The sequence below is a fragment of the Caballeronia sp. NCF2 genome, from assembly GCF_023631205.1.
GTDB classification, from domain to species: Bacteria; Pseudomonadota; Gammaproteobacteria; order Burkholderiales; family Burkholderiaceae; genus Caballeronia; species Caballeronia zhejiangensis.
Genome location: NZ_JALQDN010000028.1, coordinates 15,460 through 34,027 on the forward strand (window position 1 = coordinate 15,460; position 18,568 = coordinate 34,027).

At 61.6% G+C, this 18,568-nt stretch carries 13 protein-coding genes; 3 read left to right on the top strand and 10 right to left on the bottom strand.

The genetic code is table 11. From position 1 onward, the window contains the following. Window positions 1–36 precede the first annotated feature (36 nt). Window positions 37–1,239, top strand: coding sequence for a class I SAM-dependent methyltransferase (locus NCS02_RS11160; protein WP_250523105.1), 1,203 nt, complete (start codon window positions 37–39; stop codon window positions 1,237–1,239). Between the two features lie 4 nt (window positions 1,240–1,243). Then, a complete protein-coding gene (locus tag NCS02_RS11165; RefSeq protein ID WP_250523106.1) occupies window positions 1,244–3,250 on the top strand; it encodes a glycosyltransferase in 2,007 nt (668 codons plus the stop codon). 61 nt (window positions 3,251–3,311) lie between these two features. Here the strand turns inward: NCS02_RS11165 and NCS02_RS11170 are convergent, their stop codons facing one another. The 5 genes from NCS02_RS11170 to NCS02_RS11190 all read right to left on the bottom strand — a co-directional run bounded on the left by NCS02_RS11170 (window position 3,312) and on the right by NCS02_RS11190 (window position 11,354). Continuing rightward, on the bottom strand, window positions 3,312–5,495 hold the full coding sequence (locus NCS02_RS11170) for a glycosyltransferase (RefSeq protein ID WP_250523107.1): 2,184 nt from the start codon (window positions 5,493–5,495) through the stop codon (window positions 3,312–3,314). Window positions 5,496–5,506: 11 nt separating this feature from the next. Beyond that, window positions 5,507–7,510, bottom strand: a complete 2,004-nt coding sequence (locus tag NCS02_RS11175) for a methyltransferase domain-containing protein (protein WP_250523108.1) — start codon at window positions 7,508–7,510, stop codon at window positions 5,507–5,509. An 84-nt stretch (window positions 7,511–7,594) separates the two neighbouring features. Further along, window positions 7,595–9,772, bottom strand: a complete 2,178-nt coding sequence (locus NCS02_RS11180; protein WP_250523109.1) for a glycosyltransferase — start codon at window positions 9,770–9,772, stop codon at window positions 7,595–7,597. A 46-nt stretch (window positions 9,773–9,818) separates the two neighbouring features. Further along, window positions 9,819–10,532 (bottom strand): ABC transporter ATP-binding protein, encoded by a 714-nt coding sequence (locus NCS02_RS11185; protein ID WP_250523110.1) that lies wholly within the window; start codon window positions 10,530–10,532, stop codon window positions 9,819–9,821. A 3-nt stretch (window positions 10,533–10,535) separates the two neighbouring features. Further along, a complete protein-coding gene (locus tag NCS02_RS11190) occupies window positions 10,536–11,354 on the bottom strand; it encodes an ABC transporter permease (RefSeq protein ID WP_250523111.1) in 819 nt (272 codons plus the stop codon). A gap of 725 nt (window positions 11,355–12,079) precedes the next feature. Between NCS02_RS11190 and NCS02_RS11195 the strand changes: the two genes are divergently transcribed. Beyond that, entirely contained in the window at window positions 12,080–13,927 is a 1,848-nt protein-coding gene (locus NCS02_RS11195) for a glycosyltransferase family 2 protein (protein WP_250523157.1), read from the top strand. A 20-nt stretch (window positions 13,928–13,947) separates the two neighbouring features. Here NCS02_RS11195 and NCS02_RS11200 read toward each other — a convergent pair whose 3' ends face one another. From NCS02_RS11200 to rfbB, 5 genes are read right to left on the bottom strand one after another with little or no spacing between them, the layout of a single operon-like run. Beyond that, window positions 13,948–14,883 carry a glycosyltransferase family 2 protein gene (locus tag NCS02_RS11200; RefSeq protein WP_250523112.1) on the bottom strand — a complete coding sequence of 312 codons (936 nt, stop codon included), beginning with the start codon at window positions 14,881–14,883 and terminating at the stop codon, window positions 13,948–13,950. Then, on the bottom strand, window positions 14,865–15,776 hold the full coding sequence (gene rfbD / locus NCS02_RS11205; RefSeq protein ID WP_250523113.1) for a dTDP-4-dehydrorhamnose reductase: 912 nt from the start codon (window positions 15,774–15,776) through the stop codon (window positions 14,865–14,867). The genes NCS02_RS11200 and rfbD overlap by 19 nt, the downstream gene beginning before the upstream one ends. Further along, window positions 15,773–16,324, bottom strand: coding sequence for a dTDP-4-dehydrorhamnose 3,5-epimerase (gene rfbC / locus NCS02_RS11210; protein ID WP_250523114.1), 552 nt, complete (start codon window positions 16,322–16,324; stop codon window positions 15,773–15,775). Before rfbC ends, rfbD begins: the two co-directional genes overlap by 4 nt. Further along, window positions 16,309–17,202, bottom strand: coding sequence for a glucose-1-phosphate thymidylyltransferase RfbA (gene rfbA, locus NCS02_RS11215; protein WP_250523115.1), 894 nt, complete (start codon window positions 17,200–17,202; stop codon window positions 16,309–16,311). Before rfbA ends, rfbC begins: the two co-directional genes overlap by 16 nt. Window positions 17,203–17,213: 11 nt before the next feature. Next, window positions 17,214–18,275, bottom strand: a complete 1,062-nt coding sequence (rfbB, locus tag NCS02_RS11220; RefSeq protein ID WP_250523116.1) for a dTDP-glucose 4,6-dehydratase — start codon at window positions 18,273–18,275, stop codon at window positions 17,214–17,216. Window positions 18,276–18,568: the final 293 nt, after the last annotated feature.

An 18,568-nucleotide genomic window follows, 5' to 3' on the forward strand; every position in this document is an offset into this window, starting at 1 on the left:
GGCACAGCCAATTCACGGAGATATCCGAGGCATCAGATGGAAAGACTCGCATTGTTTGAGGAAAGCGCACCTTACAGCGCACTCGAGGCATCCATTCATATGGCGCGCTATCTGTCCGCCCGCGAAGCATGCAAAGGTCAGGATGTGCTAGACATCGCCTGCGGCGAAGGCTACGGCTCCTGGCTCATGCGGCAATGGGGCGCCGTCTCGGTGCTCGGTATAGATGTTTCCGACGATGCGGTGCGGCGCGCGCAGACTCGTTTCAAGGACGCCGCGGTAACCTATCGCGCGGCGCAGGCCGAAGATCTTCAGGCGATCGTCGGCGAGAAGCGATTCGGACTGATCGTCTCGTTGGAGACGATCGAGCACCTGAAGGATCCGCGGGCGTTCCTGGAAAATCTCAAGGCGGTTGCGGCTCCCGGCGCGACTATCATCGTCTCCGCACCTAACGACCATTGGTATTTCAAGGACGGTGGGACGAATCCGTATCATCTGCACCGGTTCACGCGGGAAGAGTTCCAGCAGCTCGCGGAAGACGTGCTCGGACCGGCCACCTCGTGGCACCTGGGCACGCTTGCCGTCGGTTTCGGGATGTTCGATGAAGCGGGCGGAGCGAGACTCGCGCGTCGCGACGACAAACAGGATCGCATGCTCGAATATGTTGATCTGGCGCCGGGCATCTTCGTGCCGATGCAGGAGGATGTCGCGCCGGTTCCCGAAGAGACGTCCTATTACGTCGGTGTTTGGGGGCCTTCGAAAATTGGACCCGCGCTGTTCGCGGGCTATCCGGTGTCGATGGACATCGGCAAGCAGGAGCTCTTTCCGGGCGACGGATTGTGGGGAGCGCGAATCAGCGCTGACCGCTCGCGCATGGCGATCACCGCTCAGTTCCAGAAGAGCCTGGAAACGGCCGAGAACAACCGCGCGCAGCTTCAGACGTTACTGGAAACGGCCGAGCAGTCGCGAAGCGCGATCGAGGCGCAGCTTCACTTCTGCGAGCACGAGAACGAAGCGCTGCGCGTCGGCGTTCGCGCAGCGAAAGCCGAGAATCAGCTCCTTTGGGACGCGATCGCGCGCCACGAAGACCAGAATCGTATCCTGCAGGATGCGCTGGCTCAGACGAACGAGCGGTTAGCCGCGGTCCCGTGGCGTATCGTCCGCATCTGGCTCGCGATTCGCCGCCGCCTGCCGAAGCCCCTGCTTCGCTTCATCGGTGCCGTGCTGGCAAGAGGGCGTTAATACGATGAACACCATTTCAGCGCTCGAACTGGAACTCGAGACGCGCGCGTACCTCGGCCACCGTCTGCACGAGTTCCTGGCGGCCGATTCGGGAAAGCCGGACGGCGCCAATATCGGCGAAAACGGGCTCCATCTCACCATCGCCATGTGCATCGACGGCGACAGCGCACCAGCGCTCGCGCTTTGTCAATCCATCGCCCAGCATTTGCCCTACTTCGCGGGCAAAGTGTTGATCCTGGTCAACGGCGAAGATGCTGCGGCGCTCGACAAGTTGCAGCAGTTCCGGAGCGAATCCAGCCTAAAGTCCCGCGTGGAATTCACAGGTGCGAAGATGAACAGGGCCGCGTGCCGGAACCGGATGGCGAGCATCGCGCAAACGGGCTGGATCATGTTCGTCGAGCGCGGCGTGTCGTTCACGCGCGACTTGATGCGCGACGCGCAGCGCGACATCGCGAGCCTTGGATGCCACTTCCTCGCAATGTCGGCCGCCGACAAGACCACCGAAAACGGCAGAACGGGCATCGGCTATCTGGTGCCCCGGATCGCGCCTGGCCGGCTCGAGATCGCGCGCGAGATGCTGCTCTCGACGAGGCCGCACATGCACGGCGGCGGCTTTCTCGTTACGCTGCTGTCGGGACCGGCGGTGTTCGTCAGGATTGCCTCGTTGCAGGCACTCGGCGGATATGACGAAGCGCTGTCGGAGGGGCTCGACGAAACCGACTTGTCGCTGCGACTTTTTGAGGACGGTCGGAAGGTCGGAATGAGTGATGCGCCAGGCCTGACGCTGACGCGCACTCCCGCACCCGCGCATTCCGCCGATGCCGATTCCAACGTTCTGCGCGCAGCAAGCATCCATTTTGATTGCAAGCATCATCTTCGCGCGCCGTGGGTCGAGCCTGCTTCTGCTCAGGCAGCGCCTCAAGCCGCGGTCGTTGCGCCACCCGCCGTGACGACGGACGCGACGCCGCGGCCGCGCATCGCGCTGATGGTCGATACGGGCACCTGGGCGCTCGCCAACATTGCACGTCAGATCATGCGTTATACGTCGGACGAGTTCGAGTTCGACCTGATCACGCTCAAGGACATAGGCAATCCGGTCCTCGTCCTCGAGATGACGCGCGCGCACGACCTGGTGCACATGTTCTGGCGCGAGCCGTTGCATCATCTGGACAAGGACTGGGGACTTCCGTACGTCGAACGCCTGTGCGGCGGCTGGGAGCCGTTCGTCGAGCGGCTCGTCGCGCCTCGTCCGATTACGTTCACCGTGTTCGATCACCTGTTCCTTAGCCAGGAGGAAACGCTGGCGCGCGCGCCCATGTATCACCTGGCAAGCGGATACACGGTCAGCTCCGATATTCTCAAGCGCATCTACGAGAACATTCCTCACTACCCCAAGCCGCAAGGCGAAACGCCGGACGGTGTTGATCTAACGCGCTTCAGCCCGTCGAATCTGGCGCGTTTTTCCGGCGCGAGTACACGCGATCTGCGCATCGGCTGGTCTGGCAACAGCGCCTGGGGGAGCGCCGGCGCGGGCGGCGAGCGGCTGGACCCAAAGGGGTTCCATACCATCCTGAAACCCGCGCTCGAGATCCTGCGCGCGAAAGGTCTTCAAGTCAGCGAGCACTTCGCCGATCGTCAGGTGCGGCACATTCCTCACAGTCAGATGCCGGCTTACTACAACTCGCTGGACGTTCTGGTCTGCTGCTCCGAAGCCGAAGGCACGCCGAACCCGGTTCTCGAAGCAATGGCCTCCGGCGTTCCGGTTATTTCGACGAACGTAGGGATCGTGTCGGAAGCGCTCGGACCGCTTCAGCGGGAGTTCATCTTGAAGGAGCGGTCGGCCGTCTGCCTCGCGGAGGCAATCGAGAAGCTCATCGTCGACCGATATCGTTTGCAGCAGTTGTCGGCCGAGAATGTGAACAGCATCAAGAACTGGGACTGGAGTGTCCGAACACAAGCGTATCGCAAGTTCTTCCGCGAAACGCTCCTACGGTTCAAGGCTCAACGTTGAGACACGGGCTGGACATTCGGGCTGGTGTGCCCAGCCTAGCCAGCCATGCTCGCTGGCCCCGTTATACGCGCAAACGCCGCCTGACTGCACGAGCCACCCTCGTCCCCATCGACAGCGCAAACACCGCCCACGGCGCGACCCGACGCAGCTTCTCGTTGAGTCGCACCGCGATAAACACCGCGCGGCTCCGCTCGAAGTAAGCGAGCCGCGCGCGCGCCGCGTGAAGCTCTTCCTGCAACGCCTCCGCATCCCCGCTGGGCGACGCGCCGGCCTCGACGACATAAAGTGGCAGTTGGGCCTGTCCCAGTTTGAACGACTTTTTGCGCAGAAGATCGTGGTAGAGCGTGCGATGTCGGGCCAGTCGCTCGGGTGAATGAAACATCGATTCGCTGCGCCGACGGTAGAAGAAATGGATGCCGCTCGTCACGATGAAGCGCTTGCCCGCCATCACGGCGCGCATGTAAAAATCCCAGTCCTCGTACGCTTCCAGTTCTTCGCGATATCTCAACTCACGCAGCACGCGTGTGCGGGTCATGCATGTCGCCGTCGAGAAACGATTTTCGAACGTGCCGACCGCGCGCGCCTCGCCGTAGAACACTGCGTAATCCGCGAATGCAACTTGTTGTCCAATCTGGCTTTCCTCCGAATCGTGGAAGAATCCGGTCTGCGGCACGACGAAGTCGTAATCCAGCTGATTCTCCAGCGCGCGCACCGACAGCTCGATGAAGCCAGGGCCAATCAGATCGTCCGCATCGAGCGTCAGCACGTAATCGCCGCGGACGTGCGCGAGCCCGGCGTTGCGCGTCGCCGCAAGACCCAGGTTCATCGTATTGCGCACGATGCGCAGACGTTCATGCACGCCTTCCAGGCGCTCGATCGTGAGTCGGCTAAAGCCGTCCGTCGAACAATCGTCGATTACGATGATCTCGACGTTTTCATATGTCGACGCAAGGACGGAATCGACCGTCCGGAGAAGGTAGTCGCCGAGGTTGAAGTGAGGCACGATGACGGACACGAGCGGCCGGGTCGCCTGATTCGTTCGCGCGCTTCCGCGCCCACGCATGCCGGCAGTCCACGGGGCCGGCGTCTCAGGAACCCGGACGACTTCGCGCGCACCGCCCTTAACCGCACGCACGAGCGCTGCCGCAAGGCTTTCCGCGCTGCCGTCGAACTTGACGCAGTTGACGTCGTCGATCCATGGCGAGTTCTCGCCGAACGCGGGATTCGATCCGTTGAGCACGCTGATCGAGCCGGCCAACGAGGCTTCGTAGGCGGAAAGGCAGAACGATTCGAACGATGACGCCGTCACGCACACTGCGCGAGACACGACGGCGTGGCGCTCGGTCACGCTGAGGTCGTTCAGGAAGCTGAAGCGGCTCTTTAGGTTTTCCGGAATCATGCGCCTGATGCGCGCAAGGAACTGCGGGTCTGTCGCATGCGCAGCGAGGATGACCGAGCCTCGATAGTCCGGCGTCGCGCGAAGAAAGCCGCAGCATCCGCGGATGAAGAGCTCTGGTCGCTTGAGATGCTGGATCTTCGACGAAAATACGATGTTCACATCGAGCGAAGGCTCGATGGAGCGTGTGGCGACCGTGCCTGCGTCGAGCAACACGGGCGACGCGTGCAGATATAGGCGCTGCGACCACGCTTCGTCGGAGAACGAAAAAAAGGTTTGAATAGCCTTCGCGACCTCGGGCAACTGGGCAACGATCAGATCGCAATCGGCCAGCGCCTTGCGCTCGAGATCGAATACCACCAGCGTTTGCTTGTCGGCCGGCCGGTTGTCGACGTCCGCCAGCAAGCTATCCGCCGTATGCAGTCGGACCGCAAGCACGGTGTCTTGGAACGCAGATCCGAGCAGCTTTTCCTGGATGCTCGCAAAGCCTAGACCGCCCCAATCGTGAAACTCGACGTAATCGAGTTGTCCCACTTCATCAGCGAGCCGTCGCAGCCCTTGCATCGCCCGCACGGAATGCCAGTGCCATTCGGAGTCCGTGAATGCCCATTCGGGCGGATAGCTCGTGCCGTCGCGGTCCGACAGGCTGTAGTTCTGCCGAGACGCGATGACCAGCCGGACCTTCGGATAGAGCATCGCGAAGGAGCCGGTGTCGAACTCGTCACCCACCCAGACGATGGCCGTGCTGTTCAACTCTGCTTCTGTCGACACCGACAGCATGTTTGCGATGGAACGGCCGATACCGCCATGCGTGAAAGGGAACAGTTCCCTAGTAACGAATACTCTCATTGGCACCGGCTTCAGAGTTCAAGAAATTCCAGATAGCGCTGACGCGACAACTCGAGCAAGCCGCTCTTGTAATCGGACATCATGGCGTCCAGTGTACGCGTCTCAATGTTCAGCACTCTTTCGATGCACTGACTGATGTCTTCCACACTCATCGGATTGTCGACGGAGGTCGCCCGCACGTATTCGTGATCCTCGAGCCCGTCGAGGAACAACGGTCCACGCACGCAAGGCGTGCCGACCGACATCGCTTCGAGATCGACCATCGGATGACAGTCGATCGTGGTAACGTTCAGCACGATGTCCATCGACGCCATCATTTCGAGCATGCCGGTGTGATCGCGATATCCCACCTTTGTCAGCTTCGTCGTGAGCCACTTCGGCAGGTCGAAGTCCTTCGCGACGACATGGACCTTGCCGATGCGATCGACACATTGCGCCGCAAGCACATTGGTCGCGAGATTCTTGCGCAAGTCGTTCCATGAAGGCGCGAGCGCATGGCAATCCTCGCGTCGCGGCGAGCGGCGCGCGAGCGTGCGATGCGAGAACAGCGGCGGCATGTTGAGAAGCTGCGGCGCAAAATTGCGCTCCCCGACGACTGGTCCGAGGCCCCGTCGTATCGCGCTGAAGCGCCGGACCTTGCCTTCGCGCGCCATTTGGATGGCGCGATGCGCGAAGCGGCGCTCGTCTTCCCAGACCCATTGCGTCGTGGTACCGTGCCACACGAGGTATTGCCGGTCAAAACCGACTCGTGCTAGCGCGAGAGACAGCGCGTACATCGGATCCGAAATGCCGTGCAGCACGAGCTTGCGAATGCCATGCTGCTGGAGGAGCGTGACGATGCGCTCGATGTCTGGCACAGGGATGCCATGCGCGGACGGAATCGAGAGTTTCCGGCCGGGCAAGGCGCCAACTGCCGAGCGCATGCCCATCCAGTCATGATGGAACACGTGGCAGACCTGATCGAAGCGTGCGTCCTGATTGGCATACATGGTGTCGCGCGCGGCCTGCCACTCGAATGAGTGTTCGGGCGGGAACGCGCGAACGAAGCTCTTCTGTGCGAGGTCATCGCCAGCATCCGGAAGAACGTGAACGGCCTGCGACTCGGCATGGACCTGCGCGAGCGTCTGATGGATACGCGCGCGCAATTGCTGCACATTCCTGAGCGTATCCCGCTCGGCGCTCATCTCGTCGATGATGCGTTGCCGTGCATCAAGCGCGCGGCGCTGCTCTTCAATGACTCGCGCCTGCGTAGCGTTCGTTTCGACTGCATCGCCATATTCCCGCTCGCTTTGCCGCCCTTTCAACGCCGCCTGCACGCGAGGAAGGCTCATGAGCAACCGCTCGTCGTCGGCGAGCGGACGCGCTACACCGTTGCCCTCGACGAGCGTCACGGTTCGCTGCGCGCCGCGCATGGTCCGCACGAGATAGATGTCGTGACCCGAAATGCGCTCGCGGATCACTTCGACATCGAAGTCGCGGGCCAGGTCGCCCGCAAAATCGTGCAGCCAACAACCGCCGTGCCCGGCATGCTCCCTGAGTTCAAACGGAACCAGTTGATTCTCGATCAGCACGAGGTATCCGTCGGGGCGCAGCACTGAAATCATGTCGGACAACAGTTGCGCCGCGGCCTCGGGCGGATGGTGGATCAGCGTGGAAACCGTGAAGACGATGTCGAAGCGGCGATCCGCGGACGCCTCAGGCGCACTCAGCGCCGCACGACCGCGTCTCTCGGTCGAGCCGGGACCGTAAGCCGGACCGTCCAGCATGCCCCTCACCGTCGCGTCCGAAGCGTCGTAGCCCTGGTACACAACCGACGGGCAACTCGCGAGCACGCCCGCCATGCGCCCAAAGCCGCATCCGACATCGAGGACTTCCACCGGCCGGCCCAGGGACTCGCTGCGCTGCTTCAAATGGGCGACGAGCCAGAGCTCCTGCTCCCGATGTTCCATGTCGCCGTGTCGTCCCTTCGGTTCAGCGTCCTGACGCTGCCCATAGTCCTGGTTAAAGCGTGACATTTCGATTTCCCGTGCCGGGCGCAACTGTATTTCGAAGGTCGCGCCCGGAGTGTTTTCCAACGAAGCGCCGCTCAAGTCGCTGCTTCACACTCCGCGGCGTATCGCGCGCATCGAGCGAATAACGTTGACGAGCCGTCTCAGAGGCGAATGCATCCAGTCCGGAAGGCTATTCAGTCGCGCGCGAACCGCGAGCGCGGCCTGCACGAGCGTGCTGTTGTCGTAGTTCGCAAGGCGTGCGCGCAAATGATCCACAGATTCGCCGTGACCGATTCCGCTTACCGCCCCTTCCAGCAGATAGAGCGGGAGTTGATTGTCGCCGACTGTAAGTTCTTTACCGCGAAGCACGTCGTGATAAAAAATGCTCATTCGCTTAATTGCTGACTCATTGTGAATCATCGAGTCATGCCGCCGGCGATAGTGAAAATGCACGGCATTGGTTACGACGAACCGATGGCGCTGCATCGCCGCGCGCATATACAGATCCCAGTCTTCATACGCGCGCAATGACTCGTCGTACCGCAGCGACCGCAGAAGCGCCGTGCGCGTCATCATCGTCGCGGTCGAAAAGCGATTGATGAAGAACCCCGAAACGCGCGCCTCGCCGACAAAGGTCATATAGCGCGGCAGACCGACGACGCTAGGGCCGTCATCGAAATACGCCGTCTGAGGCACGACGAACGATACCTCTGGATGCCGCACCAAGGCTTTCGCTCCGATGCCGATGAACCGGGGTTCGATGAGATCGTCCGCATCGAGCGTCAGAGCGAATTCACCGCGCGCGTGCGACGCCGCGACATTGCGCGCGCCGGCCAATCCGACGTTATTCCCGAGTCTCACGATACGCACCCGAGGGTCGCCGCCCGACTCCCATCCGGCAATGACATCGATGCTTGCCGGATCCGTCGAAGCATCGTCCACAATCACGACTTCCAGAGGAGTGTAGTCGGAGGCCAAAACACTCCTGACTGTTTCGTTCAAATATGAGCCGAGGTTGTAATGCGCGATAAGCACACTCACGAGTGGCGCGGCGCCATCGTCCACGTTCGCCGGACCAGCTGGCGGGGGGCTCTGCCAGGAAGGCGGCGCGGACAGATCCAGAGAAACCGGCCGAAGGGACTGGGTCGTCGTGAACGCCCGCGTCAACGCGCCGCTCAACCCGCTCGCGCTGCCATCGAACTTCACGCAATTTATCGCGTCGGCCCATGCGGAGTCTCGGGAGAACGCGGGATTGGAAGCGTTTAGGATGCATAGTGCGCCCGCCATGGAGGCTTCGAATGCCGCGAGACAGAACGATTCGAACGAACCCGGAAATACGCAAACCGAAACGCCGATCACCTTTGCGCGCTCCTCTGGCGTCGCTTCCTGCAAGAAGCTGAACCGTTCAGCGAGATCGGGCGGCACGAGGCGCTTGATTTCCTCGAGATAGTTGACGTCCTCGGCAACGGCGGCGAGGACGATCTTACCGATATAAGCGGGGTTGGACTTGACGAATTCGCAGCATCCGCGCACAAAGACATCGGGCCGCTTGATGCGCTGAATCTTCGACGAAAAGACGATCGGCGTGTTCGCGTTCGGAACGATCGATGCCGCGGCCAGCGCGCCATGCTCTAGATTCACGGGCGGCGGCCGGATGCGAAGACGTGGTAGCCATTCCGGATCGGAGAAGTCGAAGAAGCGCTGCATCCAGCGAGCAGTGGCAGGCACCTGCCCGATCAGCAGATCGCAATCCGCGAGCGCCTTGCGTTCCAAGTCAAAGAGGATCAACGAAGGCTGATCGACCGGCTTCGACTCCGTCGCGCTCAGCACGCTATCGGAAGTATGCAGCCTAATGGCCAGGGTCGTGTTCAAAAACGCGAGACCGAGCCGCTTTTCCTGCAACGACGCGAAAGCCACGGCGCCCCAGTCGGAAAACTCGACGTACTCCAGCGGGCCTTGCTCGCTCGCGAGCCGCTTGAGCGCCTGCATCGCGCGAATGGACTCGGCATGAAGGGGATGCGTGGAGAACTGGTCGGCCGGCGTATAGTGGAATCCTTCGCTATCCGATTCGACATACGACAAAGGCGAAGCGTCGACCAGCATGACGCCGGGATAGCGCGTGCGAAAGCGTGCTTCGTCGAGCGGCATCCCGAGATACACCACGGCGAACTCGCGACCAAGGTCAGCCCCGGCATGCGTGTCGAGCAGATTCGCAATGGCACGGCCGATCCCGCCGCTCGTAAAGGGATAAAGCTCGCGGGTGACGAATACCTTGAGGCCGGCCATGCGCGCTCCGATCTTCTTCTATCGTGACTGGGTGCGGAGCAGGCAATCAGACCCTTCGGGCATCCTTGACCGTGCCGTGCTCCAGCTCGACAATCACATTGCACAGATCCTCAATGATCTGAGCGTTGTGAGAGGCCAAAACGAGAATGTCGGCCTTGCCGACAAATTCCTTCATATGTTTCTCGGCCTTCTGAATGAAAGAGGCGTCGCCGACACTCAGCCATTCGTCCATCAGCAGGATGTCGGCATGCACACTCGTCACGATCGCAAACGCTAGCCGCAGCACCATGCCGCTCGAGTACGTCCGAACCGGCATGTTGAGATAGTCGCCCAGCTCGGAGAATTCCGCGATGGCCGGGGTGAGCCGGGTCATTTCGGCCTTCGACGCACCAAGGATCAACCCGCGCAAGACGATGTTCTCGTACCCGGTGGCCTCGTAGTCGAGGCCAAGCGTCAGGTCGAGCAGGCTCGTCACCCGGCCTTCGCAGAAGAACGAGCCGATGCTCGGTTCGTAGATACCCGCGAGCAGGCGCAGGAGCGTCGTCTTGCCCGCGCCGTTATGCCCTACCAAGCCGACGCGGTCCCCAGCCTTGACGTCCAGGCTCACGTCGCGCAGCGCCTCGACGACAGTGAGCTTGCGGCTGTCCGCGGCAATTCGGCCGCCGGTGGCTGCCGACAGCATCATCTGCTTGAGCGACCGGTTGCCCGCGCCGTAAACCGGCAAGTTCAGACTGCAGTTTTCGAGTTTGAGAAACGCCATAACCTAGATCCAAAACGCGATGCGAGAACGGAAGCGGATGAAAAGCGGAATCGCCATCACATAAAGAATCAGCGTCGTGATGCCGGCGCCGATATACACGTTCGGATTGAGTCCTTCGCCGTAGATCGGCGCCCGCACGAGCTGGACGAACATATATAGAGGGTTCCAGTCCGCGACGTAAGCCCGATGGCCGAGCGCGCTGGGCTTCCAGAAGATCGGCGTGAGGAAGAACGTCAGTTGCACCACGCTGCCGATGATCGGTTGCATGTCGCGAAAACGCGCACAGAAAATGCCGAAAATAATGTTGAGCGGCACGGCGGCGAGCACGATGATGAGCAGGCCCGGAATCGCCATCAGCCACTCGACGCGGGGAGCGAGCTTCAGGAAGAGCATCACCGGCAAGTACGCCAGGATGTTGTGCGCGAAAAAAAGGACGTTCCGGTAAACCGTGCGAAATACGTGCAGCATCATGGGCAGGCGTACCGACCTCACGATGCTGTCCGAGCCGATGAAGACCATGCAGCCGTCCAGAATGAGCGTAGAAATGAGGCCCCACGTGATGATCCCGAGCGCAAGGTAGGGAACGAATTCTTCCGTACTGATATTTAGCAGTGCGCCGTACAGCGGGCCCATGCCCGCGATCGTCACGATCATCGTGAGCGTGATCCAGAATGGCCCGAGCACCGAGCGCCGGTAGCGCTGGCGAATGTCCTGCCATGCGAGCGCCGACCACACCGGGTAAGCACGAATCCCATCGATCACATCGCGAGCGGCGAGGACGGCTTTTGTCTCGCCGCCTCGTACCGAAATTCTTGGCTGCATCTTGTTGTTTGAACCTTTTGGTTCCAGATTGTGATTGGGCAATGGGCCGGGGTGCCTCTACGCCGGACGCAGGGGCCGCTCTCGCGCGGAACCGTAATGAAACGCAGCCTGCCCTGCCTGATCGAACGCCCTGAAGCAGAGCGATTCCAAATATCGAGGCCGTATTGTAATGGTCGCGGCCCCGAAGTTCCAACGTTTGGCCCGGAGACACAGGGCGGTGGGAGAGGCCGCCTGCTCAACGCGGAACACTCGGACCGCCCGCGCGTAGTTAAGGTTCGTATCGTTACTTTTGGATGCAACTTTCTGAGTCACAGCGGACCGAAGACCGAGCGAGCGCGTCCGATATAATCCGGAATCAGCTTCCAATGGTACAGGCCTTCCCCAGATAGCCGCCGGCATCTCGAATGACCCCACAAACCCCGCGCGACATACCGCCCCAGCAGAACAGTGACACCGCGCCGGAACGCGATAGCCGGCTCCCGCCGGACGCCAAGCGCATCGCAGCACTCGAAGCGGCGGTCGCCGACCTTCAGCGCAAGCTCGCGTCGTCGGTGCGGCCGGGTCCGTCCGGCGAAGATGCTCAGAAAACCATCGCGTTGCTCGAGGCGGAACTGATGGCCCTGCGCACTTCAGTGTCCTGGCGCGTCACAACGCCGCTGCGGGCCGCGTCCGTGCGGGCGCAGCAGGCGAAGCGGTCGTTCGGATCGGTCAGGCGCGCCATCCGTATGCGCGGCGGACTACGCGCCGCGCTCGCGCATTATTATGCAATTTGGCGCAAGGAAGGCATCGACGGCATCGTGCGGCGCGGCCGCCGTATTCTCGCGAGCGAGCAATTCGAATCCAGCCCCGAAGCTTACCGGCGCTGGATCGAGCAACACGACGCGATCGACGACGCGAAGCGCGCCGCCTTGCGCCAACGGTGCAGCACGCTGCCTAGGCAGCCGCTGATCTCGGTCCTCGTCCCGACATACAACAGCGACGTTGCGCTTTTGCGGGCGATGATCGAATCGGTACAGGCACAGATTTATCCGCACTGGGAACTCTGCATCGCCGATGACGCGTCGACACGTCCTGACGTCGCCGAAACGCTGAAAGACCACGCCGCGCGCGACTCGCGCATCAAGATCGCCCTGCGCAAGCAGAACGGCCACATTTCCGAAGCGAGCAACAGCGCGCTCGCGCTCGCCACCGGCGAATTTGTTGCCCTGCTCGATCACGACGACATCCTGCCGGAACACGCGCTCTATCACGTCGCCGCCGCAATCAATGCGCATCCGGACGCCCGCCTCTTCTACAGCGACGAAGATAAGCTCACGACCGACGGCGAGCGCATCGCGCCGTATTTCAAGAGTGACTGGAACCCAGAACTGTTCCTTGTACAAAACCTCTTTTCGCATCTCGGCGTGTACGAGACCGCGCTCGTGCGGCAGGCCGGCGGCTTTCGTAAGGGTTTCGAAGGCAGTCAGGACCATGATTTGGCGCTGCGCTGCGTGGCCATCGCCGGTCACGGCGCGGTGCATCACATTCCCCATGTGCTCTACCACTGGCGCATCGTGCCGGGCAGCACTGCGGGCGCTGGCACCGAAAAACCCTACGCACTGACCGCCGGCATACGCGCCGTAGAAGAGCACCTCGCGCGGACCAGCGTGCGTGGAACGGTCGGGCAGCTTTCGAGCGATGTCGGCATCCTGAGGGTGCGCTACGCACCGCCTTCGCCGGCGCCGTTGGTTTCCATCGTCATTCCGACGCGCGACGGCGTCGACCTGTTGCGCCAGTGCATCGAAAGCATCTTCGCCAAGAGCACGTATCCGAACTTCGAAATCATCGTCGTCGACAACGGCAGCGTGAGGCCGGAGACGCTCGCCTATTTCAACACGCTGCGCGCGCGCGCCAACGTGCGCGTGTCCCGCGATGACCGTCCGTTCAACTTCTCGGCGCTCAATAATGCCGCCGTGGCTCTGAGTGGCGGCGAATTCGTCTGCCTGCTGAACAATGACATCGAAGTGATCACACCCGACTGGCTCGAAGAACTCGTGTCGATTGCGGCGCAGCCGGGGAACGGAGCGGTCGGTGCTTGTCTCTGGTATCCCAACGAAACCCTGCAGCACGGCGGAGTCGTGCTGGGCCTCGGCGGCGTCGCAGGGCATATGCACTACAAGATCCGCCGCGGCACGTTCGGTTATTTCGGACGCGCGGTCGCAACGCAGAACATTTCCGTCGTCACGGCCGCCTGCCTCGTCATTCGCAAGGCGATCTACGAAGAAGTCGGCGGACTCGACGAAACTTTTGCCGTCGCCTTCAACGATGTCGATTTTTGTATCCGCGTGCGAGAGGCAGGGTACCGCAACGTATGGACGCCGCACGCGGAGCTCTATCATCACGAATCGGCGACGCGGGGTTCGGACATGGCGCCCGAGAAGTTCCAGCGCTTTCAGCGCGAAGTCCGTCTGATGGAGAGTCGTTGGGGCGACACACTCCTGCGCGATCCCGCCTACAACCCAAATCTCTCGCTCGACACGTCGAAGGCCCCTTTTGCGCTCGCTGACGACCCGCGCATCGGGCAGTTCGACTGAGCAGGCATGGCGCTCGCGCGTCAGGTCAACGGGCCCAGGCGCCCGATCAACCCGTGCCACAGGCCTCGAAGCGACATCTTCACATGTGTCCGGCCATCCGGCACGAAGCACGCGTAGATGACGAGCCGCACCGGCAACTTGATCAGTTCCGTGGACTTCCACGTACATGGAACATACGCGCGCTTGATGAGAGTGACCGCGTTCCTGAACAGGTAGTAATGGCGCACGGCGCTGTGCATCGGATAGTTGCGACCAAATGCGCGAACCGGCTCTTCGCCGAGTTCATGCGTCATGCTGATCCACGGCACGCCCAATACGCGGAAGCCGCGCGACCTGGCGCGGATGCACCACTCGGTATCGACGAAATCGATGAAAAGGGCGTCGTCCATCGGACCGACATCGCGCCAGCAGGCCAGGTTCACGCATGAACCTGAACTGATGAGAAAGTCGACGTCGAGCGGCACGTCGCCGGCCGGCATCACGCGCTCGAGCCTGAAGTATCCGAAACGGACAAAAGGAGCGAGACCGCGCAGACGCGCATCCTCATACGCCGGTCCGACGAGCGCCACCCGCTCGCGCCGCGCAATGCACGACTGCATCACGCTCGCGAGCCCACTGATGAGTTCGAGCGTCGACTCGCTGTCCTGGTCGAACAATATCGCGAGTTCGAAACCGTCCGCGATCAGCCGCTCGACACCCTGATTGAGAGCCGTCGCTATGCCTACATTCGCGTGATTCGGCAGATACACGACGGACGCGTCGAGCAGCGCCACTGTCCGTTCGCCGCCATCGCCTGGGGGCGTGTTGTCCACGACAACGCATCGGCACCATTGCGCGAGCCGATTCGCCCTGTCTATGCAGCTCGCATCCGGGCGATAGAACACGACGACAGCGCCCACCCGCGCCACTCCAGCATTCGAAGCCTCCGGGCGCACGTTTAGTTGGACGCCAGACACAGCGCGAGCGCTTCACGCCAGTCGGGCGGCACCAGTCCGAACTCGCGTGCCAGCCTGGACAGATCCAGACGCGAATTGGACGGGCGCCGAGCGGGCGTCGGATAGTCGGACGAAGGAATGGGAATCACGCGCGGCGGCTTCTCCAGCCGTGCCTCGATGAAGATCGCTTCGGCGAAGCCTGCCCAAGATGTCGAACTGCTCGACGTTAGGTGATAGATGCCGCCCTTCACGCGCGCCCACTCGGCGATCCCGGCCTCGTTCGCGACGCCTTGCGCAACGACCGATGCAGTAAGGGCGGCGATCGTCGCCGACCAGGTCGGCGCGCCGATCTGATCGGCGACGATACGCAGTTCGTGGCGTTCACGCGCGATCTTCAGCATTGTCAGCAGAAAATTGCGGCCGCGCCGACCGTATACCCAACTCGTCCTGAAGATCAGATGCGATGCGCCCGATGCGGCAATGGCCTGCTCTCCTTCCAGCTTGGTGGCGCCGTAGACATTCTGCGGATGAGTGGCGTCGGCTTCGCGGTACGGCTCGGTGCCAGTGCCGTCGAAGACGTAATCCGTGGAGTAGTGGACGAGCAACGCGTTGAGCTGCTTCGCTTCCTCGGCCAGTATTGCCGGCGCCTGCGCATTTATGGCGCGCGCGGCCGCTGCGTCGCTCTCGGCCTGATCCACCGCGGTATAGGCGGCCGGATTCACGATGATGTCAGGTCTCAGCGACCGGACGCACGCACGGATACCTGCCGGGTCGGCGAGATCGAGCGTGGCGCGATCCGCCGCCACGATGCGCCCGAGTCCCTGTAAACTGCGCGCGAGCTCGAAGCCGACTTGACCGTTGACCCCAGTTAGCAGGATCGTGCGTTGCGCATCTCCAGCCATCGTCCCTTTCATTCGAAATGCTCCGCTTCGGCAAGCCGCTTACCCGCCGCATCCTTCGCCGCAAGCATCGGCTCGAAGCCGATCGGCCATTCGATACCGATCTCCGGATCGTTCCACACGATGCTGCGCTCGAACTCGGGAAACCAGTAATCCGTGGTCTTGTAAAGGAACTGCGCCGCATCCGACAGCACGACGAAGCCGTGCGCGAATCCCGGCGGCACCCACAATTGCCGATGATTCTCCGCCGAAAGATTTACCCCGACCCATTCGCCGAACTTCGGGGAGCTCTTGCGGATGTCGACGGCGACATCGAACACTTCGCCTTCCACCACGCGCACGAGCTTGCCCTGCGCATGCTGGATCTGATAGTGCAGCCCCCGCAACACGCCCTTGGCCGAGCGAGAATGATTGTCCTGCACGAACTCGACGCCGCCTTGGACGTGCTCCGCGAATTCGCGTGCGTTGAAGCTCTCGTAGAAGAAGCCGCGTGCATCACCGAACACCCTGGGTTCGATGATCTTGACTTCGGGCAGCGCGGTAGCTGTTACTTGGATAGCCATGCGACTTGGTCCATCGGAAGATTGAGCAGATATTGACCGTAGGCGTTCTTCGAGAGCGGCTTAGCGAGTTCGAGCAGCTGCTCTTCGCCGATCCACTTTTTGCGAAACGCGATTTCCTCCGGACACGCGACCACGAGTCCCTGACGCTTCTGCAGCGTCGCGATGAAGGTGGCCGCTTCGATCAGCGAATCGTGCGTACCGGTGTCGAGCCACGCGTAGCCACGTCCCATGATCTCGACATTGAGCTTGCCGCCCGCCAGATACCGCAAGTTGACGTCGGTGATTTCGAGCTCCCCGCGCGCCGACGGCTCGATGTCCGCCGCGATGTCGCAAACCGTGTTGTCGTAGAAATAGAGACCCGTCACCGCGTAGTTCGAGCGAGGATTTGCGGGCTTTTCTTCGATCGAAAGCGCTCTGAATTGCTGATCGAACTCGACCACGCCATAACGCTCGGGATCCTGCACGTGATAGGCGAACACCGTTGCGCCATCGGTGCGGGCACTGGCCGCGTCCAACTGCTTGACGAGATCGTGTCCGTAGAAGATGTTGTCGCCGAGAATCAGCGCCGACGGATCATTGCCAACGAATTCCCGCCCGATGATGAACGCCTGCGCAAGCCCGTCCGGCGACGGCTGCACCGCGTACTGAATGTTCATGCCCCACTGACTGCCGTCGCCGAGCATCGACTCGAAACGCGGCGTGTCCTGCGGGGTCGAGATGACGAGCAGGTCGCGGATGCCGGCGATCATCAGCGTCGACAGCGGGTAGTAGATCATCGGCTTGTCGTAGACCGGCAGAAGCTGCTTCGACACCGCGTGCGTGATCGGGTAAAGCCGCGTGCCGGACCCGCCGGCCAGAATGATGCCCTTGCGCGCCATGATTCAGTCCCTCACGCTCGCTGCGCGTAGTTCGTCTCGACCCATTTCCGGTATTCGCCGGAAGCGACTTCGTCGGCCCACGCCTGGTTGTCCAGATACCACTGAACCGTCTTCGCAAGACCCGTCTCGAAGGTCTCCGCAGGCTTCCAGCCGAGTTCGCGCTCGAGCTTGCGCGCGTCGATGGCGTAGCGGCGGTCGTGGCCCGGACGGTCCTTTACATATGTGATCTGATCGCGATACGAACCGCTCGACTTCGGCTTTGCGCGGTCGAGCAAGTCACACAGCGTGTGCACGACTTCGAGATTCTTTTTCTCGTTCCAGCCGCCGACGTTATACGTCTCGCCGGGCACGCCGCGTGCGAGCACCTCACGGATCGCGGAGCAGTGATCGCCCACGTACAGCCAGTCGCGCACGTTCTGGCCATCGCCGTAGACCGGCAGCGGCTTGCCGCCGAGCGCGTTGGCGATCATCAGCGGAATCAGCTTTTCAGGGAATTGATACGGACCGTAATTGTTCGAGCAATTCGTGGTCAGGACCGGCAGTCCGTAGGTGTGGTGATACGCGCGAACGAGATGGTCGGAGCCGGCCTTGGTCGCGGAATACGGGCTGTTCGGCGCGTACGGCGTGGTCTCGGAGAACTGCGGATCGGTGGCCGACAGCGATCCGTACACTTCGTCGGTCGATACGTGCAGGAAGCGGAACGCCTGCTTCTCGTCTTCGGGTAGCTTGCTCCAGTACATCCGCGCGGCTTCGAGCAGCGTGAACGTGCCGACGACGTTCGTTTGCACGAAATCGGCCGGGCCGTGGATCGAGCGATCGACGTGGCTCTCGGCAGCGAAGTGCAGAATGGCGCGCGGCTTGTGCTTGGCCAGCAGCGCATCGATCGCGGCGCGGTCGCAAATATCGGCGCGCTCGAAGATGTGGCGCGGGTCGTCCTTCAGAGACTTGAGCGTTCCCAGATTGCCCGCATACGTCAGCTTGTCGACGTTGAGCACGGGTTCGTCGGAACCATTGAGCCAATCCAGCACAAAATTGGCGCCGATGAAACCGGCGCCGCCCGTCACGAGAATCATACGTGGCCCTCTTTATAGCTTTCCGTCATGTTATTACGCCGCGCGGAAAGCTTGAATATGCGAAAAAATTGCGACAGTTGCGGTGGATGGAAGCAGAATCCGAAGTATGACGATTTTCGTGCATTCCCGCGCCAGTTTGGTCAACGCTAAATTATAAGGCTCTGCCATTCGAAAACTTAGGCGGATAACAACTTGATACGCGATTTATGGTTGTACATGTGGCAGCGGGTAATGCCTGCCTGTGCACCCGTCGGATGGAGGCACAGTGTTTGCCCGCTGTTCCATAATCTTCG